Here is a 21,750-nt window from a genome sequence, read left to right on the forward strand (position 1 = left end):
GGTGTGAGTCAATCCGCCCGGACGAGCGCGGCGGCCAGCGTCTCCAGGCCCGCCCGGTCCACGCCGGTCGGGAGCAGCGGAAGCTCGACCAGCGGCCGGCCGAGCTCGGCCAGCTCCTCCCGGAGCGTCTCCTCCAGCTCCCGCCGGACGGCCTGGTCGACCGCCTCACTGTGCAGTCCGGCCACGGTGGCACGGTCGGCCGGGAGCCCGGCGGCGAGCAGCCCCCGGCGTAGTTCGGCCTGGCTGGTGGGCCGGCCGGTGGGCAGCGGCGGGCGGGCGGCGTTGACGATGATCCGCCCGACCGGGAATCCGAACGAGGTCAACTCGGCGACCGCGTCCAGCGTCTCCTGGACCGGCATCTCCTCCAGGAGCGTGACCACGTGCACCGCGGTCATCGGGGAGCGCAGCAGGGCGGCCACGCCCTCGCTCTGGGTCTTGATCGGTCCGACCTTCGCCAGCCGGGCGGTCTCCGCGGTGACGTTCAGGAACCGGCCGATCCGGCCGGTGGGCGGAGCGTCCAGCACCACCGCGTCGTACACCCGGCGCTGCCCGCTGGTCCGGCTGGTCGCCTCCTTGACCTTGCCGGTGAGCAGGACGTCACGCAGGCCGGGGGCGATGGTGGTGGCGAAGTCGATCGCACCGAGCTTGCGTAGGGCACGGCCGGCGGCACCGAGCTTGTAGAACATGTCGAGGTACTCCAGCAGCGCCTCCTCGGCGTCCACCGCGAGTGCCCGGACCTCCCCGCCGCCCGGCGCGTCGGTCAGGTGCCGCTCCTCGTACGGGAGCGGGTCGGTGCCGAAGAGCTGCGCGACGCCCTGTCGCCCCTCCACCTCGACCAGCAGGGTGCGCCGGCCGCCGGCGGCCAGTCCCAGGGCCAGCGCCGCCGCCACGCTGGTCTTGCCCGTGCCGCCCTTGCCGGTGACCACGTGGAGGCGGGCCGGCCACCCCGGGCCGGCCGGGTCGACCGGCTGTTCAGCTGCTCGCACCAGTCGAGCCTAACCACCGGTCTCCGATCAGCCGACCTCGCAGACCCACCAGCCGGTCTCCCGGATCACGGTGAACCGCAGCTCCTGGTCGGCGACCTTCTCGTCGGCGGTGGTCACGGTCACCTTCGTGGTGACGGTGGCGCGCTCGTCGGTCCGGTCGGCCACCGCCGGCGCGGTCCACCGGAACCGGGGCGTGTCGTACTCGGCGACGTACTTCTCCACCTCGGCCACCTTGGCCGCGATCTTCTCCCGGTCCCGGGAGGAGGAGCAGACCAGGTCCGTCGCGCGACCGGCGTTGCGGTCCTGGTAGACGGCGGTGAGGAACTCCTGGACCGCGGTCGTCGGCTCGTCCGCGCCCTCGCCCGGGTCGGCTCCCCGCAGCAGGAAGAAGGCGGCGGTCCCACCACCGGCGCAGAGCAGCAGAGCGACCACCACGATGATCGAGGCGATCAGCAGCCCGCGCTTCTTCCGGGGCGGGGCCGGCGCAGGGTACCCGGGCGGGAACGGTCCGCCGGGCGGGTAGGCGCCGCCGGCCGGTGCCGGGTATCCGGCGGGCGGGTAGGGCCCACCGGGCATGGACGGGGAGACCGGTGCGCCGGACCCGGGTGCGCCGGACACGGGCGGAGGCACGGGTGCGCCGTACCCGGGCGGCGGGGCCGGCGTGCCGGGCGGGGGCGGGTATCCCGGCGCGCCACCGTACTGCGGGGCGGGGCCCGGCGTGCCGTACGGGGCGTCGGGCTGCGGCTGGCCGGCGCCGAACGGCGGACCGCTCGGCGGCGGGAACTGGCCACCCTGCGGCGGTTGGGTCATCGTCTCCCCCGGGAGTGCGCTACGCGGTCACCGGCGGCGGTGACGCTCTCTGGTGGGCGGGTCGGGAGCGCCGACCCGCCCGTGAGGGTAGCGGTCGCCGGGGCGGACCGGGGTCCCGGTGCGAATGCCGCCGGTGCCGACCGGGGGGTCGACGTACTCCACCGGCGTGTGCCGGGCGTGGGTCGCCTACCGCCGGACCGGCCGATCGCGATATCCGCAACCGGACGGCCGGCCTGTCGCATATATGACTGTCCGTGATGATTCGAGCGCGTCCAGTTGCCGTTTGGTGGATCTCGACCCTACGTTCGGCCCCGGCGCGGGGGAACGGGTGGGCGGCGACGCCCGCCCCGCAGACGGCAGATCGGACAGGTACGACGCCCGGAGGCGGTTGCATGCGCGACGCGGAGAACACTCCCCGCACCCAGTTTCCCGACGGCGACTTCAGGCCCGTGCGCCGGGGGGAGGTCGGGGAGCCGGTGGTGGCGTCCACGTGCAACGAGCGGCCGTACCGTAGACCGCCCGACCAGGTCGAACCGCTGCGCCTGCGGACCCGGCAGGTCGACCGTGGCCGGGACGACGACGAGCCGGGCTACGTGATCCACCTGCCGGTCCGGGTGCTGGACCTCGCGGCGGCCACCGCGTTGGCCAACCAGGTGGCCGACTCCCTCGGCTTCCTGCCCGAACTGGACGCCGGAGAGACCACCGTGTCCACCGCCGACGACCAGAACAACCGGTCCCGGGTCTTCTGCGACCTGCTCCTGCCGGACCGGTCACGCTGCCCCCAGCGCTACGGGCATTCGGGGCCCTGCGGGGAGACGCCGCTGGTCCCCGAGCCGCGTCCCGTGCCCCGGCCGTCGACCGGGCCGTAGGCTGTCGGCGGAACATCCACCCCACGACAACGGGAGCCCGGCAACGATGCAGAAGTGGGAGTACGCCACCGTTCCGCTGCTGGTCCACGCGACCAAGCAGATCCTCGACAACTGGGGCGAGGACGGTTGGGAACTCGTCTCGGTGGTCCCGGGACCGAACCCGGAGCAGCTCGTCGCCTACCTGAAGCGGCCGAAGGGATGACCGCCGCTCCGTACGCCAAGCTCGCCGAGCTGGGGCTGGAACTGCCCGAGGTCGTGCCCCCGGTGGCCAGTTACGTGCCGGCGGTGCAGTCCGGGCGGACCGTCTACGTCTCCGGTCAGCTGCCGATGGCCGAGGGGAAGCTCCTCGCCACCGGCAAGGTCGGCGCGGGTGTCTCCGCCGAGCAGGCGAAGGACCTCGCCCAGCGCTGCGCGCTGAACGCGCTCGCCGCGATCGACGCGCTGGTGGGCCTGGAGAACGTGGTCAAGGTGGTGAAGCTGACCGGCTTCGTCGCCTCGGCGCCCGGCTTCACCGGCCAGCCCGGCGTGATCAACGGTGCCTCCGACCTGTTCGGCACGGTCTTCGGGGAGGCCGGCCGGCACGCCCGTAGCGCGGTCGGTGTGGCCGAGCTGCCGCTGGACGCCCCGGTCGAGGTCGAGGTCATCGTCGAGGTCGGCTGACCGGTTCCGTTCGCCGTGACCCCACCCGGCCCGGCCGGGTGGGGTCACGCGTTCACGGTCTTCCCGGCCGTGCGGTGGCCGGTGCGGCTTTCAAGATCGCGAAGAGTGGCCGGTCGGGTCGTACGATCGCAGCCATGACGGGGCACATGACGACGCCGGCGGCCGCGCTGGCCGATTCGCTGCCGGAGTGGGTGACGCTGCTGCGCGCGCCGAACCCCGGCCCGATGACCCTCGACGGCACCAACACCTGGCTGCTGCGCGCCCCGGGGCGGGACGAGGCGATCGTGGTCGACCCGGGTCCCGCCGACGAGGAGCACCTGGCCCGGATCGCCGCCCACGCGCCGGTCGGGTTCGTGCTGATCACCCACGGGCACCCGGACCACACCGACGGCTCCCGCCGCCTCGCCGAGCTGCTCGGCGGCGTCCCGGTGCTCGCCGCCGACCCGGCGCACACCGTCGACGCCGCACCCCTCACCGGGTCCTGGGAGCCCGCCGGCGGCTCCGGCTTCCGGATCGACCTGGTGCCCGCCCCCGGGCACACCGCCGACTCGGTCTGCTTCCTCGTCGACCACGGGGGCGAGCGGGTGGTCCTCACCGGCGACACCATCCTCGGCCGGGGCACCACCGTGGTCGCCCACCCCGACGGCGATCTCGGGGACTACCTGGCCAGCCTGGAACGGCTGTCGGCGTACCGGGGGGTCGTCGCCCTGCCGGGGCACGGGCCGGCGCTGGCCGACTGCGGTGCCGCGGCCGACTACTACCTCGCCCACCGGCGGGCCCGGCTCGACCAGGTCCGGGCGGCGGTCGCCGCCGGTGACACCACCGCCGCCCAGGTGGTCGCCCGGGTCTACGCGGACGTGGACCGTTCGCTGTGGTGGGCCGCCGAGTGGTCGGTCCGGGCCCAGCTGGAGTACCTGGGTGTGACGCCCCGGGAATCCGGGGGCGGAGAAGCGCGGTTGGACCAACCGTGACCTGCCCGGTGTGTGGAACCGTCGCCGTGCCCGGCGCCCGGTTCTGCCACAACTGCGGTGCCGCGCTGCCGGCCGCCGCCACCCTGCCGGCGGCCGAGCGCCGGGTCGTCACCGTGCTCTTCGGTGACCTGTCCGACTTCACCTCCTGGTCGGAGGACCTCGACCCGGAGCGGGTCGGCGCGGTCACCGACCGGGTGCTCGCCGCGCTCGCCGGGGCGGTCAAGACCTTCGGCGGGCACGTCGACAAGCTGACCGGCGACGGGATCATGGCGGTCTTCGGCGCGCCGGTCGCCCACGAGGACGACGCCGAGCGGGCGGTGCGGGCCGCGCTCTCCATGCAGCGGGCGGTCCGCCGGGTGCTCGACGACGAACGCGGCGGTGGTGCCCCGCTCGGCCTGCGGGTCGGGCTCAACACCGGGGACGTGATCGCCGGCATCCAGGCCGCCATCGAGTACACGGTCATCGGCGACACGGTGAACACCGCCGCCCGGCTGGCCGACGCCGCCGCCGTCGGAGCGGTGTACGCCGGGGCGCGGACCTCCGCCGCCACCCGGCACGTCGCCTCCTGGCGGGCCCTGCGTCCGCTGCGGCTCAAGGGCAAGCGGGAGCCGGTCGAGGCGTACGAACTACTCGGGCTCCTGGACGCGCCGGGCACCCGCTCCGGGCTCGGCGACGAGGCCCCGTTCGTCGGCCGGGAGGCCGAGGTCGGCCGGGTCGCCGGCCGGCTCGCCGAGGTGATCGACCGCACCGAGCCGAGGGTGCTGCTGATGACCGCCGAGGCGGGGATCGGCAAGTCCCGGTTCGCCGCCGAGGTGGAACGCCTCGCCGCCGGGTACGACGTCGGTGCCGGCCGGTTCGCCGCGCACACCGGGGCGCGGGTGCTCTCGGTGCGCTGTGCGGCCTTCGGCGAGCGCCGCCGGCTCGCCCCCCTGGCCGACCTGGTCCGGGCCGCCGTGGGTCTGCCCGGCGACGCCGCGACCGCGGTCACCCGGGCCGCCGTCGAGGAACGGCTGCGCCGCCTCGAACAGCGGCTCGCCCGGGTGCAGCCGGTGCCGCCGCCGCTCGCCACCGACCAGTTGCTGGCCCTGCTCGGCTACGTCGACCTGCCCGGTACCCACGGTGGCCCGGCCGACGACGCCGAGTGGAACGCGAACAGCCCGCCACCCGACGCCGAGGCGGTGCCGACCGCGGTGGCGAACCTGCTCAGCGGGCTCGCCGCCGAGGCGCCGCTGGTGGTGGTCGTCGACGACCTGCACGACGCCACGCCCGAGACCACCCGGGCGCTCGGGGTCACCCTGTCCCGGCTGGCCGGACCGGTGCTGGTGCTGCTGCTGGGCCGCCCCGAACTGGTCCGGACCGCCGGCACGCTGACCCGGCTCTCCGAGGCCGAGGTGCACGTGCTGCCGCCGCTGCGCGGCGCGGACGCCTCCCGGCTGCTGACTACGTATCTCAGCGGCGGAAAGCTGCCCCAGGCCGACGCCGACCGGCTGCTCGCCACCGCCCAGGGAAATCCGTTCTACCTGGCCGAACTGGTGACCCTGCTGATGGAGCGGGGCGCGTTGACCGCCGGGGCCGAGCGGGACGGCAGCGGCGCGGCGACCTGGCGGCTGGCCCCGGGCTCCCTCGGCAGCCGGCTGCTCTCCCGTGACCTCGCCGCCGTCCTGGCGGCCCGGATCGACGCGCTCCCGACCGAGGCCCGCTCGGTGCTCCGGGACGCCGCCGTGGTCGGCGACACCGTGCCCACCGGCACTCTGGAGGCGCTGCGCGAACGGCGCGCCGGGCGGGACGGCCGACCGGCCGCCGTGGTGGCGGTGGAACTGGACCGGGCCGTGGAGGAACTGCTGCAACGCCGGATGCTGCACCGCACCCGGACGGGCTACTCCTTCGCCACCCCGCTGATGCGGGAGGCCGCCTACGCCGGGGTCAGCAAGGCCGACCTGGCCGACCGGCACGCCGCCCTGGCCCGCTGGGCCGCGCCGACCGACTCCGGCGGCACCCCGGTGCCGGGCGGGTTCACCGACGCCGCCCGGGACGGGTTCGTCGCCGAGCACGCCGAGCGGGCCACCACGCTCGCCGACGCGGTCGGGCTCCGTCCGGACGCGCCGGCCCGCACGGTGGCCCCGCTGGGCGTGGCCGCGCTGGATCGGGCCGCCCGCCGCTCGCTCGCCGCCGGTGAGCCGGCTCTCGCGGTCGAGTACGCCGAACGCGCCGCCGAGCTGGCCCGGGACGGGCTGCCGGTCACCGCCCGGGTGGTGCACGCCCGGGCGCTGCTCCAGGTGGGGCGGGCCGCCGACGCGCTCGCCTTCGCCGAGAAGATCGCGGCCAACGCCACCGACGACGGCGCGACCCGGGCCAACGCCCTGCTGCTGGCCGGGCAGGCGTACCAGAACCTCGGTGACCTGGGGCGGGCGGTCGCGAGCTGGCAGGAGGCGTTGCAGGTGGCCGCCGACGCCGAGCTGCCCACGCTGCGCGCCTCGGCGATGCGCCGGCTCGGCATGGCCGACTTCGTCACCGGGCGGCTGGGTCAGGCCAGCAGCCGGTTCGCCGCCGCGTACCAGGTCAGCCTGGCCGCCCAGGATCCGCGCGGGCAGGCGTGGTCGTTGCAGAACCTGGCCTGGGTGACCACCACCCGGGGCGACTTCGCCGGCACCGACGCGGTGCTCGGCCGGGCCGCCCGGCTCTTCGCCGAACTCAAGGACCCGTACGGGCGGGCCTGGCTGCGCGGGACGACCGCGTTCGCCCGGGTGCTCGCCGGTCGGCTGCGCGAGGCGTACCGGCTGGCGCGGATCTTCCTGCCGTTCGGCGAGCGGATCGGCGAGGCGTGGGTGGTCGGCACGCTGCGCGCGGTCGAGGCGTACGCCGCCGCCGAGCTGGGCGAGCTGGCCGAGGCGGACCGGTCGGCCCGGCGCGCGTACCGGGACTTCGTGGCCGCCTCGGACGACTGGGGACGCGGCTTCGCCCTGGTGGTGCGCGGTGCGATCGCCCGAGGGCTGGGCGAGCCGGAGCACGCGGCGGACCTGCTCACCGACGCCCTCGACCACGCCGGCCGGACCACCCACCCGCTGCTCACCGGGATGGCCGGCACGCTGCGCGGCTTCGTCGCCCTGGAGTCGGGCGACCAGACGGCGGCCGAGCGGTACGCCCGCGAGGTGCTCGCCGCCGTGGAGCCGCACAACCCGCAGGCCCCGGCGCAGGTGGCACCCCGCGTGCTGCTGGCGATGGCCCGGCTGGCGGCCGGTGACCCGACCACCGCGGTGGGGCTGCTCGCCCCGGTGGCGACCGCCGGCAACACCTCGGCGCTGCTGATCTCCCGACGACAGACCCTGGCCCGGTACGCGTCGGCGCTGCTCGCTCTCGGGCAGCACGAGCAGGCGTTGGACTGGGCCCGCCGGGCGGTCGCCGCACCGGCCGAGGACGTCCGCAGCCAGGTGGTCGCGGCGATGGTCCTGGCTGAGACGTCGAGCGCGTGCGGACGTCCGGTCGAGGCGCTGGCCGCCGCCGAGGAGGCGGTCCGGCTGGCGTACGCGACGGAACAGCGCAGCGAGCGGGCCGGTGCGGAGGCGCTGCGGGCCCGGCTGCTCGTCCCCGCTGCGACCGAACCGCTCACCGCGGCGGCGGCTCCGGCGGACGCGACGACGCCCCACCCGTCGGGCTCGGTCGGTTCGGCGGGATCTGCCGGTTCTGCCGATGCCGGAACGCGCCGGAGCGGTTAGCGTAAGGGGCCACAGCGGTGGTCCACAGTGACGGCCGTACCCACGAAAGGACCGTCATGAGACTGCCGCGCTCCGCCGCCGGCTGGACCGTCGCGGTCTTCGGCGGGACGGCCCTGCTGAGTGGTGTGCTCGGTCTGCTCTGGCCGGCGGCCCTGCTCGGCATGCTGGGCCTCGCCGTGCCGCCGACCCGGGCGTCCGGTGACCACACCGGCACCTTCCTGGTCGCGTCCTCCATGGCGGCGTTCAACATGGGGGTCTACTACCTCCTCGCCGCGGTCGGCGACTGGCGTCCGTTCTTCCGTTTCACCGTGGTGTTCCGGTTGGTCACCGTCTGTGTGTTCACCCTCGTGGTGGTGGCGGACGTCGCACCGGTCGGGTTCCTCGGGGTGGCCGTCTGGGAGGGCGTGGGAGCGTTGGCGACCGCGCTGGGCCTCCGCGTGGACGCCCGCCGGAGAGTGGGCGGCGCGGGCGGTGCCGGGCCGTCGTCCGCGCTGGTCGCCGGTGCGGGGCTCTGAGTCGCCGGACGAGTTGGGTATTTTCGAGCTGTGACCGCCACCCCGCCCGGCGCCCTGCCGAAGCCCATCGTGCCCGGTCTGACGGATTTGCAGGTATTTGCCCGGGGTGGCTACGCCACCGTCTACCGGGCCGTCCAGATCTCCGTCGGGCGTGAGGTCGCGGTCAAGGTGGAGAACCGCACCCTGGACAGCGAACGGGACCAGGCCCGCTTCCTGCGCGAGGCGCGGGCCGCCGGTCGCATGTCGTCCCACCCGCACGTGGTGGACCTCTTCGACGTCGGCGTCACCATCGACCAGCACCCGTACCTCATCATGGAACTCTGCGACGGGTCGTACGCCGAGCGGATGCGGACCTCGCCGCTCGGCCCGGTCGAGGCGCGCGACCTCGGCGTCAAGATCGCCGACGCGTTGGCGCACTCGCACGCGGCCGGCGTGCTGCACCGGGACGTGAAGCCGGCCAACATCCTCCACTCGCACTTCAACTCGGCGGTGCTGGCCGACTTCGGGCTGGCGGTGCTGGCCGAGGTGCGGGACCCGACGGTCACCATGGAGGTGCTCACCCCGGCGTACGCGCCGCCGGAGATGTTCAACCACAGCCCGCCCTCGCCGGCCGTCGACGTCTACGCCCTCTGCGCGACCCTGTACGCGGTGATGCACGGCCGGCCCCCGCGCTGGCAGTCGGAGCGCAATCCGAGCCTGGTCACCGTACTGGACATGTTCAACCGTCCGATCCCCGGACTGCCCGGGGTGCCGGACGATCTGGTCGAGGTGCTCCGCCTCGGCATGTCGAACGACCCGGGCGCCCGGCCCTCCGCGGTCGAGCTGCGCGGCCTGCTGGCCGGACTGCCACTCGACCCGACGGACTCCCCGCACCACCAGGGGACGTCCTTCGTCGGGCCCTGGCGGCCCCCCGGCCCGGCCGAACGCACCGGCGACGATCCGGCACGTGGGCACACCGGGCAGCCCGCGCCGCGCGCTCCGCTGGAACAGGACCACCCGACCGTGCCGGCTCCGGTGCGCCGCCGGCGGCGCTGGTTCCTCGGTGGGGCCGGCGTGGTCGCCCTGGTCGCCTCGGCGGGCGCCGGGGCCTGGGTGGCGGACAGCACCCGGACCCCGGACCCGTTGCCCACCTACACCACCGTCGTGGGGACGCTTCCGGGCTGTGTGGACGGTGCGACCGAGTTGCCCGCAGGGGTGCGCTGCTCCGACGAGTTGCAGTGCTTCGGCCCGGTCCGGGTCCGGGGCGCCCGGGCCCAGGCCATCCGGGTCCGCTGCGACCGGCGGCACACCTGGGAGAGCTACGCCGAGGGCGACCTCCCCGCCGAACTGGTCGGGGCCGACCACGACACGGTCAAGACCGCCGCGTCGGTCCAGCAGGTCTGCAACCCCACGACGTTCCGGCTCACCAGCGGCCTGACCCACGAGGACGGGTGGAAGTTGGAGGTGCTGCCGCCGGACGACACCGACCCCGACCAGACGTACCGCTGTCTGGCCGGCCGTGGGGTCGACGGCCTGGCGACGCCGACCCTCAGCCTGCGCTGATCGACCCGGTCCGCGTCGGCCCCGCCCGGACGGCGTGGTCAGCGGTCGCGGAGCCGGGCCCGTAGCGCCGCCACCATCATCGGGTTGTCGAGCGTCTCCAGGGTGGGCGCGTCGATCCCGCGCGGGCCACCCGTGGACTGCTGCGGCGGCGGCGCGGTCGCCGGCCCGGCCGGTGGCTGGTGCCGCGCCGCGTCGACGGCGACTCCCGCGATCATCGCGAACAGGACGACGAGGATGGCCAGCACCACGCCCAGGAAGTCGGCCCGGCGCAGGACGACCAGGGTGACCAGGAGGGAGACCGTCGCGAGTGAGGCGGTCACCGCCAGGATCCGGGCGCGGGATCGGAGAAGACGAGTCACCCGTCCAGCATCACCCGCCCGCCCGCGCTGTCAACCGCCGGACCACCTCCGTCGGCCGAGGGCGCCCGCCGTGCCACCGACCGGACGGTCCGGAGGGGTAGGGCGGGGGCGCGCGAGGCGCGTCCCCGTACACATGCGACACGTAATGGAACCGTTCGCATACCCTGGGTGCCCCGCTGGTCGTCTCCCGGGAGGCCGTCCATGAACCCGCCGTCCCGACAGCAACTCCGGGCGATCGCCACCGCGCTGGCGGTCACCCTCACCCTCTCCCTCGCGGCGGTCGCCGGCTGCGACAGCCGGCAGGAGCCCGAATTCCCCTCCGTGCAGGAGAAACTGCGCGAGACGCAGGTCCACGGCCAGCCGAAGCTGCGGATCGGCGTGGCGATCCTGGATCCGCTGCTGGACGAGGAGAAGAACGCCTTCGTCAACTTCGAGGCCGAGATCGCCCGGTACGTCGCCGCGTCGCTCGGCTACGAGGGGGACCGGCGGATCGACATGGTGCCGCTGGCCACCGAGGACCGCATCCCCGCCCTCCAGAGCGGCGAGGTCGACTTGGTGGTCAGCAGCTTCTCGATGACCAAGGAGCGGGAGACCCAGGTCCTCTTCGCCGGCCCGTACTTCGTGACCACCCAGGAGGTCCTGGTCCCGATCCGGCTGAAGGACCGGGTCCGGACCATCGAGGACCTGCGGGGTCCCGCGCTGCGGGTCTGCGCCAGCGGCGGATCGACCAGCGAGGCGGAGTTGGAGGAGCACGGCATCCGGCCCCGGGTGGTCAAGAACGTCAGCGACTGCGTCCGGGGCATCCGCGAGGACCGGTACGACGTGGTCAGCTCCGACGAGGCCATCCTGGCCGGGTTCCGCTCCCAGTTCCCCACCGAGTTCCAGATCGTCGACATGCCCTTCGGCACCAGCGAGCGGATCGGCGTGGGGGTGTCGATCGGTGACCCGGCGCTGCGTGACCTGGTCGCCTACTTCCTCGACAAGAGCTACCAGCAGGGACGCCGGGACGGCAGCAGCCCCTGGTTGACGGCGTACCACAAGACGCTCGGCCCGTGGCTGAAGGCGGACCTGCCCCAGCCGCAGCCGTTGAACGTGCCGGACCTGGTGGACTTCGACGACAAGGCACCGACGCGATGAGCGCCCCCGTCGACGACCACCCGACCGTCTCCTCCGGTCCGGACCCCGTCCCGGTCCGGTCCGGCGACGACCACGCGGGGAACGGGGCCGGGCAGCGGGACCGGGACGAGCGGCGGGACCGGGCGAGCCAGTCCTTCTGGACGCTCGTCGTCGGCGTACCTGCGGTCTTCTCGGTGCTGCGGCTCGCCGTGGAGGCCGGGGGTGAACTCCAGACCACGCTGCTGCTGGTGGCGAACGTCGGACCGGTGAACCTGATCGCCGGTTTCCTCACCACGGCGGCCCAACTGGTCACCACCGTGCTGGTCGCCGTCTTCGCCCTCGGCGCGGTCTTCGCGGTCAGCGCCGACGGGCCGGCTCCCGACGTCGCCGTCGTCCCTCCGGCCCGTCGGCCGCTCTTCGCCCGGTGGGCCGACATCACCCCGGCCTGGCTGGTGCTGGCGAGCTTCCTGTTCGCGATGGTCACCTGGGAACTGCTCTACCTGCCACTGCTGCTGCCCGCGGTGGCCGCCGCGTTCCAGCTCACCCCGGAACGGCTGCACGAGCGGCTGCTGCCCCGGCTGCTGCTCCTGCTCGGCCTCCTGGCCGGGTACGGCTGGCTGGTCGGGCCGACCGTGCTCGACGCCTGGGACCAGCGGGACCTGGTGGCCCTGTCGCTGCTCGGCGCGTCGCCGCTGCTCGCCTGCGCCGTCGCCGGGCCCCTGCCCCGGGCGGTGCTCCGCCCGCTCGCCCCGGTCACCCAGACCGCCGTGCTGGTCGTCCTGGCCTGGGCAGCGGTGCCGGTGATCACCACCCCCGTGCTGCCGCTGACCGTGGTCACCGTCTCCGGGCAGTCCGGGAGCAGCGAGGACGTGCGGGGGCACGTGGTGGCCGTCGACGACGTGAACATGACGATCCTGGAAGCCCGGGGCGGGGTGCGGTTCGTCCCGGTGGACCGGATCGAGGCGCAGGTGCTCTGCCCGAACGAGGACGAACTGCCCCGGCACCGGCTGCGGATCCACGACTTCCACGTCGAGGACTCGCTGCTGGAGGGGCTGGGCCGGCGGGTACGGCCGGTGCACCGCATCGACGCCGCCTGCCGTACCCCGATCTGAGCGGTCAGTACGACCGGTCCTGGCCGAGCACGTGCTGCGCGACGAAGTTGAGGATCATCTCCCGACTGACCGGTGCGATCCGGCCGGCGCGAACCGCCCCGAGCAGGGTGGCGACGCCGTACTCGGTGGTCATGCCGGCTCCGCCGTGCACCTGGACGGCGGTGTCCACGGCGAGCGCGGCGGCCTCCCCGGCCGCGTACTTGGCCATGTTGGCGGAGATCCCGGCCTCCAGGTCCCGGCCGGCGTCGTAGAGGGTGGCGGCCTTGTAGATCATCAGTCGGGCCAGTTCCACCTGGATCGCCGCGTGTGCCAGCGGGTGGGACACCCCCTGGTGCGAGCCGATGCTCCGTCCACCCCAGACCGCGCGGGTGGCGGTGTACTCCGAGGCACGCTCGACCGCGTACCGGCCGGTGCCGGCCCCCATCGCGGCGACGGTGATCCGCTCCGGGTTCAGGCCGGCGAAGAGCGCCGGCAGGCCGGCGTCGAGCGATCCGCCGACCAGCGCGTCGGCGGGCACCCGCACGTCGTCGAGGTAGAGCAGGAACTGGTTCTCCGGGGAGACGATCTCCATGTCCAGCTTCGACCAGGTCAGCCCGGCCGCGTCCGTCGGCACGACGAAGAGCGCCGGCTTGAGCTTCCCGGAGGCGGCGTCCTCCGTCCGCGCCACCACCAGCACGTAGCCCGCCTCGTCGACGCCCGAGATGTAGCACTTGCGCCCGGAGAGCAGCCAGTCGTCGCCGTCCCGGCGGGCCACCGTACCGAGCCGGTGGAAGTTCGACCCGGCCTCCGGCTCGGTGATCGCGAATACCACCTTCAGCGAACCGTCGGCGAGTCCCGGCAGGAAACGTTCCCGCTGCCCGTCGGTGCCGTGCCGGGCGATCACCGTGGCGGCGATGGCGGGCGAGACCACCAGCAGCAGCAGCGGGCAGCCGGCGGCGGCCAGTTCCTCGCAGACGATTGCCAGCTCGGTGATGCCGCCGCCCCCGCCGCCGTACTCGGTGGGGATGTTGACCCCCAGGTAGCCGAGCCGGCCGGCCTCGTCCCACAGTTCGGAGGTGTGCTCGCCGGCTTTCGCCTTCGTCACGAAGTACCGGTGGCCGTACCGCCGGCCCAGCGCCCGGACGGCGTCGCGGAGCTGTTCCTGCTCGTCGGTGAGGTCGAAGTTCATCAGGCGTCCTCCTGGATCGGGTCGACCACGGCCAGCACGGCGCCCGTCTCGACCTGCCCGCCGGCCGGCACCGGCAGGTCGGTGACGACGCCGTCGACCGGGGCGAGCACGGGGTGTTCGAGCTTCATCGCCTCCAGGGTCAGCAACAGGTCCCCGGCGGTGACCCGTCGGCCCACCTCGACGTGCCGGCGGGTGACCGTGCCGGGCAGCGGCGCCAGCAGCGAGCCGACCGCAAGTTCGGCGGTGGGCAGGGGGAGACGCGGCAACTCGGTGAGGCCCGTCGCCCCCTCCGGGCCGTCCACGAAGACCTCCGACCCCACCCGGTGCACCCGGTACGCCCGCCGGACCCCGTCGACGTCCAGCACCACCCGCTCGCCGGTCGCCGCGACCAGGGTGACGGTCCGCTCGTCCGGCGGGTCGGTGGACCACTCGGCCAGCCCGTCGGCGCGGTCCAGCCGGTACCGGACCTCGACCTCGCCGTCCGCCCCGGCGAAGCGGGTGACCTGGGGAAACGCCGGAACGTTCCGCCAGCCCGACGGGAGGGAGGCGAGCACCGGTGCCGCCGCGCGGCGGGCGGCGGCCGAGGCGAGCGCGGCGGCGAGCGCGGTCAGCGGCATCTCGTCGGCGGACAGCAGCGGGGCGAAGACCTCCGGGTGCCGGTCGAGGAACCCGGTGTCGACCTCGGCGGCCAGGAACCCGGGACTGCGCAGCACCCGCACCAGCAGGTCCCGGTTGGTGGTCACCCCGTGCAGTTCGGCGCGGGCCAGCGCGCCGGCCAGCAGCCGGGCCGCCTCGGTCCGGGTCGGCCCCCGGGCGACCAGCTTCGCCAGCATCGAGTCGTAGTGCACGCCCACCGTGGAGCCGTCCGCCACGCCGGAGTCCAACCGGAGGCCGGGGCGCGTGAGGCCGCCGAACTCGACGGCCACCCCGGGCACGGCGAACCGGCGCAGGGCACCGGTCGCCGGTCGCCAGCCGTGCGCCGGGTCCTCGGCGCAGAGGCGTACCTCGATCGCGTGACCGTCGGCCGGTGGGGCCTGCGTGAACGGCAGCGGCGCGCCCTCGGCGACGAGCAGCTGCAGCCGGACCAGGTCCAGACCGGTGGTGAGTTCGGTGACCGGGTGCTCGACCTGGAGCCGGGTGTTCATCTCCAGGAAGAAGAACTCGCCGGTCGGGGCGAGCAGGAACTCCACCGTGCCCGCGCCGACGTAACCGACCGCCCGCCCGGCCGCCACCGCCGCCGCGTACAGCCGTTCCCGCAGGTCGGGCGGGACGACCGCCGGAGCCTCCTCGACGAGCTTCTGGTGTCGGCGCTGGATCGAGCACTCCCGCTCGCCGAGCGCCACGAGCGTCCCGTGCCCGTCGCCGACGATCTGCACCTCGACGTGGCGACCGCGCTCGACGTACCGCTCGACGAAGACCGTGCCGTCGCCGAACGCCGCCGCCGACTCGCGGCGCGCCGAGGCGAGCGCCTCGGCCAGGTCGGCGGCGTCCCGGACGACGCGCATGCCCCGCCCACCGCCACCGGCGGACGCCTTGACCAGCACCGGGAAGTCGGTGACCGCGTCCGGGTCGGTCCAGGTCGGCAGCATCGGCACGCCAACCCTCGCGAGCAGCTCCTTGGCCGCCATCTTGTCGCCCATCGCGGCGATCGCGGCGGCCGGTGGGCCGACCCAGGTCAGCCCGGCGTCGGTCACCGCCGTCGCGAACGCGGCGTTCTCGGCGAGGAAGCCGTAGCCGGGGTGCACGGCGTCCGCGCCCGACCGGCGGGCCGCGTCGAGGATCAGGTCGATCCGCAGGTACGTCTCGGCGGGCGTGTTCCCGGCCAGGCGTACGGCCTGGTCGGCCTCGGCGACGAACGGCGCGTCGGCGTCCGCGTCGGAGTGCACGGCGACGGTCCCGACGCCGAGCGTCCGGCAGGTGGCGAAGACCCGGCGGGCGATCTCGCCCCGGTTGGCGACCAGCAGTTTGGTGATCATCGCGCTCACATCCGGAAGACGCCGAAGCCGTCGGTGCCCCGCACCGGCGCGCTGTGGACGGCCGAGAGGCAGAGGCCGAGGACGGTACGGGTGTCCCGGGGATCGATCACCCCGTCGTCGTAGAGCCGCCCGGAGAGGAAGAGCGCCCCGGACTCCGACTCGATCTGCTGCTCGACCATGGCCCGCATCGCCGCGTCGGAGTCCTCGTCGTACTCCCGGCCCCGGGCGGCGGCGGCCTGCCGGGCCACGATCGACAGCACCCCGGCCAACTGCGCCGGCCCCATCACCGCCGACTTCGCGTTCGGCCAGGTGAACAGGAACCTCGGGTCGTACGCCCGGCCGCACATGCCGTAGTTCCCCGCGCCGTACGACGCGCCGAGGTTGACCGTCAGGTGCGGCACGGTCGAGTTCGACACCGCGTTGACCATCAGCGCGCCGTGCTTGATGATGCCGCGCTGCTCGTACTCGGTGCCGACCATGTAGCCGGTGGTGTTCTGGAGGAAGACCAGCGGGGTGTCGGTGGCGTTGGCGAGCTGGATGAACTGGGCCGCCTTCTGCGCCTCCTCGCTGAACAGCACGCCCCGGGCGTTGGCCAGCACGCCGACCGGGTACCCGTGCAGCTCACCCCAGCCGGTGACCAGCGCGGTGCCGTACGCCGGCTTGAACTCGTCGAAGTCGCTGTCGTCGAGCACCCGGGCCAGGACCTCACGCGGGTCGAAGGGCACCTTCAGGTCGGCGTTGGCGATGCCGAGCAGGTCCTCCGGGTCGTACCGGGGCGGGGCCGGGTCCAGGGTGCGGGGCGGCGGCCCCTGCTTGCGCCAGTTCAGCCGGCGGACGCACCGTCGGGCCAGCCGGATCCCGTCGGGTTCGTCCTCGGCGAGGAAGTCGGCCAGGCCGGACCGGGTGGCGTGCATCGCCGCCCCGCCCAACGACTCGTCGTCGGCGTCCTCGCCGGTCGCCATCTTCACCAGCGGCGGCCCGGCCAGGTACACCTGCGACCGGTTCCGGATCATGATGGTGTAGTCCGACATGCCCGGGATGTACGCGCCACCGGCGGTGGCGTTGCCGAAGACCACGCTGACCGTGGGGATCTTCGCGGCGGAGAGCCGGGTCAGGTCCCGGAACACCCGCCCGCCCGGGATGAAGATCTCCGCCTGGGTGGGCAGGTCCGCGCCGGCCGACTCGACCAGGTTCACCATCGGCAGCCGGTTGGCGAGCGCGATCTCGCCGGCCCGTCGGGTCTTGGCCAGCGCCCACGGGTTGACCGCGCCGCCGCGTACGGTCGGATCGTTGGCGAGGACCAGGCACTCCACCCCCTCGATCACCCCGATCCCGGTCACCACGCTCGCCCCCACCGGAAAGTCCGTGCCGTACGCGGCCACCGGCGACAGCTCCAGGAACGGGCTGTCCGGGTCGAGCAGCAGCTCGATCCGCTCCCGGGGCAGGAGCCGGCCGCGCCGGTGGTGCCGGGCGACGTACTTCTCGCCGCCGCCGGCCCGGGCGGCGTCCAGCGCCCCGTTCAGCTCGGCCAGCCGGGCGAGCAGCGCCTCCCGGTTGGCCTGGTGGGCGGCGGAGGTGGGGTCGACGGTGCTGCGCAACGTGGTCATGGACGGTCCTCCGGTCCGCCCGGTGCCAGCTCCGCCGGCAGGTCCACGATCCGGGCCCGGAGCAGTTCCCCGAGCGCCTTGGCCTGCGGGTCGAACCGGGTGGAGGCGGCCACCCCCTGGCCGAGCAGGCCCCGGATCACGAAGTTCACCGCGCGCAGGTTCGGCAGCTCGTGCCGCTCGACGGTCAGCCCGACCGTCTCCGGCAGCAGTTCGCCGAGGCGCTCGACGGTCAGCCAGCCGCGCAGCCAGGCGTACGCCGTGCCGGTGCGTGCCCAGACCCCGAGGTTCGCGTCGCCGCCCTTGTCGCCCGAGCGGGCCCCGACCAGCTCCCCGAGCACACCCCGCCTCGTCGGTTGGTAGGAGTGGTAGGAAGGGTCCCCTACAGGTGATTTCTGCTTTGCAGGGGGCCCCTGCTCGCACGTCAGCGGTGGGGGTGGGATCGGCACGCGTACGCCGGTGGGGAGCACGGCGACGTGCGCGACGGCCTTCTGCGGCACCGTGTCGGAGGTGAAGACCCCGTACGGCGTCGCGTCGCCGGGCAGGGTGGTCAGCGTGCAGCCCGGGTACGAGGCCAGGGCCAGTTCCACCGCGGCGCCCGAGAAGGCCCGTCCGGCCCGCGCCCGGTCACCGTCGCGCAGGTGTACGTGCAGCAGCGCGCTCGCCGTCTCGGTGTCGTCCGCGTCGACCCGGTCGGTGCGGGCGAGGCGGAACTCCAGCCCCTCCGGGCCGACCGCCGCCTCGATCTGCTGCCGGACCAGCGCTGCCTTCGCCGGGACGTCCAGTCCACAGAGGACAAAGGTCATCGAGTTGCGGAACCCGCCGAGGTTGTTGACGCCGACCTTCAGGGTGTCCGGCGGCGGGGTGCCCTGGGTGCCGCTGACGCGTACCCGGTCGGGGCCGTCCTGGTGCAGGGCCACCGTGTCGAGCCGGGCCACCACGTCCGGGCCGAGGTAGTCCGGCCCGCCGATCTCGTAGAGGAGCTGCGCGGTGACCGTCTCCACGGTGACGGCCCCACCGGTGCCCGGGTGCTTGGTGATCACCGACGAGCCGTCCGGGTGCAGCTCGGCGACAGGGAACCCGGGACGGCGTCCACCGTCGGGCAGTTCGGTGAAGAAGCTGAAGTTTCCGCCGGTCACCTGCGCCCCGCACTCGATCAGGTGCCCGGCGACGGTGGCCCCGGCCAGCGCGTCGAGGTCGTCGTGCCGCCAGCCGAACCGGGCGATGCCCGGACCGACCACCAGGGAGGCGTCGGTGACCCGGCCGGTCACCACCACGTCCGCGCCCGCCTCCAGGCAGGCCGCGATGCCGAACGCCCCCAGGTACGCGTTCGCGGTGAGCGCGTCCGGCCGGGGCACGGCGTCACCCTCGACGTACCCGGTCCGGACGGTGAGGCCGAGCCGGTCGGCGAGCGCCCCGATCGCGGTGGCCAGCCCGGCGGGATTGACGCCACCGGCGTTGGTGACGATCCGTACGCCCCGCTCCAGCGCGGTGCCGAGCGTGCCCTCCAGTTGCCGGAGGAACGTCTTCGCATAGCCGAGGGAGGGGTCGCGGAGCCGGTCCCGGCCGAGGATCAGCATGGTCAGCTCGGCGAGATAGTCGCCGGTGAGGAAGTCCAGCTCACCGCCGTCGAGCATCTCCCGCCAGGCGGTGGACCGGTCGCCGTAGAAGCCCGAGGCGTTGCCGATCCGGATCACGCGGTCACCGTCGCGGGACGAGCGGGCAGGTCCGACAGGACGACCATGGGTGCCTCCGGTCACGGGGTGAGCAGGGTGGCGAGCTGGCGTTTCCAGGTGTTCAGCAGGGCGGTGCGGCGGGTCGAGTCGTCGGTGAGCAGGTTGGCCACCCCGAGCCCACGGAGCAGGTCGAGCGTGGCCTGCACCGCCTCGCGGACCCCGGGGCGTCGTTCGTCGGCGTCCAGCAGCGCGACGGTGAGCCGGTGCATCTCCCGGCCGACCCGGGCCTCCAGCGGCACCAGGGCCGCGCGGAGTTCCGGGTCGGTGCGGGCGGCCACCCAGAGTTCGAGGGCGGCGACGAAGAGCGGACCGGTGAAGGCGGCGGCGAGCATGTCGATCACCCGGTCGAGCCGCCGGGGACCGGCCGGCAGCGCCTCGGCCTCGGTACGCAGTTCCGCGGCGCGACGCTCGGCCAGGTGGACCACGGCTGCGGTGACCAGGGCGGCCCTGGTGGGGTAGTGGTGCAGTTGCGCACCCCGGGAGACCCCGGCGCGGGTGGCGACGACCGTGGTGGTGGTGCCGGACCAGCCGTGCTCGACCAGGCAGTCGACGGTCGCCTCCAGCAGCCGGGTGCGGGTGGCGCGGCTCCGTTCCTGCTGCGGCACCCGGCTCGGCTGCGCGGCGCGGTCCGGTCGTGCGGCGTGGCTCGGCGGCTCGGGCACTCCGTCAGCGTGCCGCCGGAGAAACAAACAGTCAAGACTGACTTTTTCTGGTGATGGCGTCGTCGGCCCGCCGAGCAGATCGACTGTGGCGGCCGACCGAAAGGTGCTGCGGGCCGGACGCTTTGGAGCTGCCCGCACAGACGGGGCAGGCCCCCGTTGCGGGGGCGGCCGGCTGGCGGGCGGATCCTGCTGTCCAGCTTGTTTCCGACCTGCGGCCAAAAAGGCCGGACGACGGAGATGGCGTGGGTCGGGGCGACCGCAGGGGGCGTGACGGACGACCCGGGCGCAGGAACGGGGCAGCTCCAAAGGACGCGGCGGGCTATGGTCCGACCACGACGGGCTGGGCTGATGCCGGCTGGACAGGGTCGCCCTGATGCCGTCTGAACAGGTCGGACGACGGGGTGGGTCAGCGGCCGTCGCGTGGAGCGAAGACGGTCAGCGCCTCGGCGTCGTCGTGCCGGGACCGCACGTACTCGTCGGCCCAGGCGGCTGCCGCCGGATACGCCGACTCGGCCGCCACCCGGGCGCAGGCGGCGTCCAGGTCGAAACCGCTGCGGCGCAGCTGCACACCCGGACCGAGCAGCGCCCAGTGCGCTCCCGCCCCGCCGTACGGCATGCCGACGCTGCCCGGGTTCACCACCAGGCGGCGGTGGGCGAGCCGGACGAACGGCATGTGGGTGTGACCGCAGACCACCGTGCCGACCTCGACCGGCAGCGCGGCGAAGACCTCGCGCCACCGGTCGAGCCGGGAGTCGACCAGCACGACCTCCTCGTCGTCGCGCGGGGTGGCGTGGCAGAACAGCACCTCGCCCAGCCCGGCGACCGGCAGCGTCACGTGCAGCGGCAGCGCGGCCAGCCGGGCCACCTGGTCGTCGCGGAGCTGGCCGGCGGCCCAGGGCGTCACCTCGTCCGGGACCGGAATCGGGTGACCGGCGCGCAGCGAGACCAGTTCGCGGTCGGCGTTGCCGCCCACCCAGACGGCCCGGTCACCGAGGGAGACCAGCAGGTCCAGCACCTCGACCGGTTGTGGCCCGGCGGCGATGTCCCCGGTGAGCACGACCAGGTCGGCGGCGGCGACGTCCGGTTCGGCCAGGACGGCCTCCAGCGCGGGCAGGACACCGTGGATGTCGGAGAGGACGGCGACGCGTTCCACCATCAGGTCAGGGTGGCAGCCGGCCACCGATCCGGTCGACGGATTCTGCGGCGGGCAGAACGCGGGAGGGCACACCCGAAGGTGGCCCTCCCGTGGGAGACCGAGGTCAGACCCGTGCCCGGCGGGCGAGCCGCTCCGGGTCGAGGATGATGATGCTCTTGCCGTCCAGGCGCAGCCAGCCCCGGGACGCGAAGTCGGCCAGCGCCTTGTTGACCGTCTCCCGGGACGCGCCGACGAGCTGGGCGATCTCCTCCTGGGTCAGGTCGTGCGTCACCCGCAGCACGCCGCCGTCGCGGGTGCCGAAGCGGCCGGCCATCTGGAGCAGGTTCTTGGCGACCCGGCCGGGCACGTCGGTGAAGATCAGGTCGGCCAGCGAGTCGTTCGTCCGCCGGAGCCGGCGGGCCAGCACCCGGAGGAGCTGCTCGGCGATCTCGGGCCGGTTGTTCAGCCACGGCCGCAGCGCCTGCTTGCGCAGGCGGACCAGGCGGGTGTCGGTGACCGCGGTGGCGGTCGCCGTACGCGGGCCGGGGTCGAAGAGCGACAACTCGCCGACCATGTCCGACGGGCCCATCACCGCGATGAGGTTCTGCCGGCCGTCGGCGGCGCGCCGCCCCACCTTGATCTTGCCGGAAAGCAGGATGTAAAGGCTGTCGCCGGGCTCGCCCTCGTTGAAGACCACCTCGCCCTTGCGGACCTCGAGCGTCTCCATCTCCTTGGCGAGCGCCTCGGCCGCCTCCGGGTCGACGCCCTGGAAGATCCCACTACGGGCCAGTACCTCGTCCATCGCGCACCTCCGCC

18 protein-coding genes and 1 pseudogene are annotated in these 21,750 nt (G+C 74.3%); 9 read left to right on the forward strand and 10 right to left on the reverse strand.

The window, feature by feature from the left end:
- Positions 1-8: 8 nt before the first annotated feature.
- A complete protein-coding gene (bagA, locus tag QSK20_RS25710; protein ID WP_285791180.1) occupies positions 9-986 on the reverse strand; it encodes an ATPase BagA in 978 nt (325 codons plus the stop codon).
- Between the two features lie 27 nt (positions 987-1,013).
- Entirely contained in the window at positions 1,014-1,562 is a 549-nt protein-coding gene (locus QSK20_RS32185) for an Rv0361 family membrane protein (protein WP_416905788.1), read from the reverse strand.
- Between the two features lie 626 nt (positions 1,563-2,188).
- On the opposite strand from QSK20_RS32185, the gene QSK20_RS25720 reads away from it, so the two are divergent.
- From QSK20_RS25720 to QSK20_RS25750, 7 genes and pseudogenes are all read left to right on the forward strand, one after another.
- Complete coding sequence (locus QSK20_RS25720) at positions 2,189-2,665, forward strand: hypothetical protein (protein WP_285791182.1); 477 nt, start codon at positions 2,189-2,191, stop codon at positions 2,663-2,665.
- Between the two features lie 46 nt (positions 2,666-2,711).
- Positions 2,712-2,867, forward strand: a complete 156-nt coding sequence (gene sp36 / locus QSK20_RS25725) for a Sp36 family protein (protein ID WP_013289021.1) — start codon at positions 2,712-2,714, stop codon at positions 2,865-2,867.
- Positions 2,864-3,325 carry a RidA family protein gene (locus QSK20_RS25730; RefSeq protein ID WP_285791183.1) on the forward strand — a complete coding sequence of 154 codons (462 nt, stop codon included), beginning with the start codon at positions 2,864-2,866 and terminating at the stop codon, positions 3,323-3,325. The genes sp36 and QSK20_RS25730 overlap by 4 nt, the downstream gene beginning before the upstream one ends.
- Before the next feature lie 134 nt (positions 3,326-3,459).
- Positions 3,460-4,296 (forward strand): MBL fold metallo-hydrolase, encoded by an 837-nt coding sequence (locus tag QSK20_RS25735; RefSeq protein WP_285791184.1) that lies wholly within the window; start codon positions 3,460-3,462, stop codon positions 4,294-4,296.
- Positions 4,293-7,874 (forward strand): annotated as a pseudogene (locus QSK20_RS25740) (adenylate/guanylate cyclase domain-containing protein); the annotation flags it as partial. The gene QSK20_RS25735 and the pseudogene QSK20_RS25740, both read left to right, overlap by 4 nt.
- Positions 7,875-8,065: 191 nt before the next feature.
- Entirely contained in the window at positions 8,066-8,524 is a 459-nt protein-coding gene (locus QSK20_RS25745) for a hypothetical protein (protein ID WP_285791185.1), read from the forward strand.
- Between the two features lie 30 nt (positions 8,525-8,554).
- The gene (locus QSK20_RS25750; protein WP_285791186.1) at positions 8,555-10,066 is read left to right on the forward strand and encodes a serine/threonine-protein kinase; all 1,512 of its coding nucleotides are present in this window, start codon (positions 8,555-8,557) and stop codon (positions 10,064-10,066) included.
- 38 nt (positions 10,067-10,104) lie between these two features.
- Here QSK20_RS25750 and QSK20_RS25755 read toward each other — a convergent pair whose 3' ends face one another.
- On the reverse strand, positions 10,105-10,425 hold the full coding sequence (locus tag QSK20_RS25755) for a hypothetical protein (protein ID WP_285791187.1): 321 nt from the start codon (positions 10,423-10,425) through the stop codon (positions 10,105-10,107).
- Between the two features lie 201 nt (positions 10,426-10,626).
- Between QSK20_RS25755 and QSK20_RS25760 the strand changes: the two genes are divergently transcribed.
- Positions 10,627-11,562 carry a transporter substrate-binding domain-containing protein gene (locus QSK20_RS25760; protein ID WP_285791188.1) on the forward strand — a complete coding sequence of 312 codons (936 nt, stop codon included), beginning with the start codon at positions 10,627-10,629 and terminating at the stop codon, positions 11,560-11,562.
- Positions 11,559-12,653 carry a hypothetical protein gene (locus QSK20_RS25765; protein ID WP_285791189.1) on the forward strand — a complete coding sequence of 365 codons (1,095 nt, stop codon included), beginning with the start codon at positions 11,559-11,561 and terminating at the stop codon, positions 12,651-12,653. Before QSK20_RS25760 ends, QSK20_RS25765 begins: the two co-directional genes overlap by 4 nt.
- A 4-nt stretch (positions 12,654-12,657) precedes the next feature.
- On the opposite strand, the gene QSK20_RS25770 is transcribed toward QSK20_RS25765, so the two are convergent.
- The 7 genes from QSK20_RS25770 to QSK20_RS25800 all read right to left on the reverse strand — a co-directional run bounded on the left by QSK20_RS25770 (position 12,658) and on the right by QSK20_RS25800 (position 21,736).
- Positions 12,658-13,821, reverse strand: a complete 1,164-nt coding sequence (locus QSK20_RS25770; protein ID WP_285791190.1) for an acyl-CoA dehydrogenase family protein — start codon at positions 13,819-13,821, stop codon at positions 12,658-12,660.
- Positions 13,821-15,797 (reverse strand): ATP-binding protein, encoded by a 1,977-nt coding sequence (locus QSK20_RS25775; protein WP_285791191.1) that lies wholly within the window; start codon positions 15,795-15,797, stop codon positions 13,821-13,823. Before QSK20_RS25775 ends, QSK20_RS25770 begins: the two co-directional genes overlap by 1 nt.
- A 5-nt stretch (positions 15,798-15,802) precedes the next feature.
- The gene (locus tag QSK20_RS25780) at positions 15,803-17,404 is read right to left on the reverse strand and encodes an acyl-CoA carboxylase subunit beta (protein ID WP_285791192.1); all 1,602 of its coding nucleotides are present in this window, start codon (positions 17,402-17,404) and stop codon (positions 15,803-15,805) included.
- Complete coding sequence (locus tag QSK20_RS25785; RefSeq protein ID WP_285791193.1) at positions 17,401-19,098, reverse strand: acyclic terpene utilization AtuA family protein; 1,698 nt, start codon at positions 19,096-19,098, stop codon at positions 17,401-17,403. The genes QSK20_RS25780 and QSK20_RS25785 overlap by 4 nt, the downstream gene beginning before the upstream one ends.
- Before the next feature lie 59 nt (positions 19,099-19,157).
- Positions 19,158-19,799 (reverse strand): TetR/AcrR family transcriptional regulator, encoded by a 642-nt coding sequence (locus tag QSK20_RS25790; protein WP_285791194.1) that lies wholly within the window; start codon positions 19,797-19,799, stop codon positions 19,158-19,160.
- 406 nt (positions 19,800-20,205) lie between these two features.
- On the reverse strand, positions 20,206-20,955 hold the full coding sequence (locus tag QSK20_RS25795; protein ID WP_285791195.1) for a metallophosphoesterase family protein: 750 nt from the start codon (positions 20,953-20,955) through the stop codon (positions 20,206-20,208).
- A 103-nt stretch (positions 20,956-21,058) separates the two neighbouring features.
- Positions 21,059-21,736, reverse strand: coding sequence for a Crp/Fnr family transcriptional regulator (locus QSK20_RS25800; protein ID WP_088981720.1), 678 nt, complete (start codon positions 21,734-21,736; stop codon positions 21,059-21,061).
- Between the last annotated feature and the right edge of the window lie 14 nt (positions 21,737-21,750).

Source organism: Micromonospora sp. NBRC 101691 (assembly GCF_030269285.1).
GTDB lineage: Bacteria > Actinomycetota > Actinomycetes > Mycobacteriales > Micromonosporaceae > Micromonospora > Micromonospora echinospora.

Excerpts from the sequence above, each read along its gene's own strand:
- QSK20_RS32185 (WP_416905788.1), bottom strand. The coding sequence starts at position 1,562 with ATGCCCGGTGGGCCCTACCCGCCCGCCGGATACCCGGCACCGGCCGGC.
- QSK20_RS25720 (WP_285791182.1), top strand. The coding sequence starts at position 2,189 with ATGCGCGACGCGGAGAACACTCCCCGCACCCAGTTTCCCGACGGCGAC.
- sp36 (WP_013289021.1), top strand. The coding sequence starts at position 2,712 with ATGCAGAAGTGGGAGTACGCCACCGTTCCGCTGCTGGTCCACGCGACC.
- QSK20_RS25730 (WP_285791183.1), top strand. The coding sequence starts at position 2,864 with ATGACCGCCGCTCCGTACGCCAAGCTCGCCGAGCTGGGGCTGGAACTG.
- QSK20_RS25735 (WP_285791184.1), top strand. The coding sequence starts at position 3,460 with ATGACGGGGCACATGACGACGCCGGCGGCCGCGCTGGCCGATTCGCTG.
- QSK20_RS25745 (WP_285791185.1), top strand. The coding sequence starts at position 8,066 with ATGAGACTGCCGCGCTCCGCCGCCGGCTGGACCGTCGCGGTCTTCGGC.
- QSK20_RS25760 (WP_285791188.1), top strand. The coding sequence starts at position 10,627 with ATGAACCCGCCGTCCCGACAGCAACTCCGGGCGATCGCCACCGCGCTG.
- QSK20_RS25765 (WP_285791189.1), top strand. The coding sequence starts at position 11,559 with ATGAGCGCCCCCGTCGACGACCACCCGACCGTCTCCTCCGGTCCGGAC.
- QSK20_RS25770 (WP_285791190.1), bottom strand. The coding sequence starts at position 13,821 with ATGAACTTCGACCTCACCGACGAGCAGGAACAGCTCCGCGACGCCGTC.
- QSK20_RS25775 (WP_285791191.1), bottom strand. The coding sequence starts at position 15,797 with ATGATCACCAAACTGCTGGTCGCCAACCGGGGCGAGATCGCCCGCCGG.
- QSK20_RS25780 (WP_285791192.1), bottom strand. The coding sequence starts at position 17,404 with ATGACCACGTTGCGCAGCACCGTCGACCCCACCTCCGCCGCCCACCAG.
- QSK20_RS25795 (WP_285791195.1), bottom strand. The coding sequence starts at position 20,955 with ATGGTGGAACGCGTCGCCGTCCTCTCCGACATCCACGGTGTCCTGCCC.
- QSK20_RS25800 (WP_088981720.1), bottom strand. The coding sequence starts at position 21,736 with ATGGACGAGGTACTGGCCCGTAGTGGGATCTTCCAGGGCGTCGACCCG.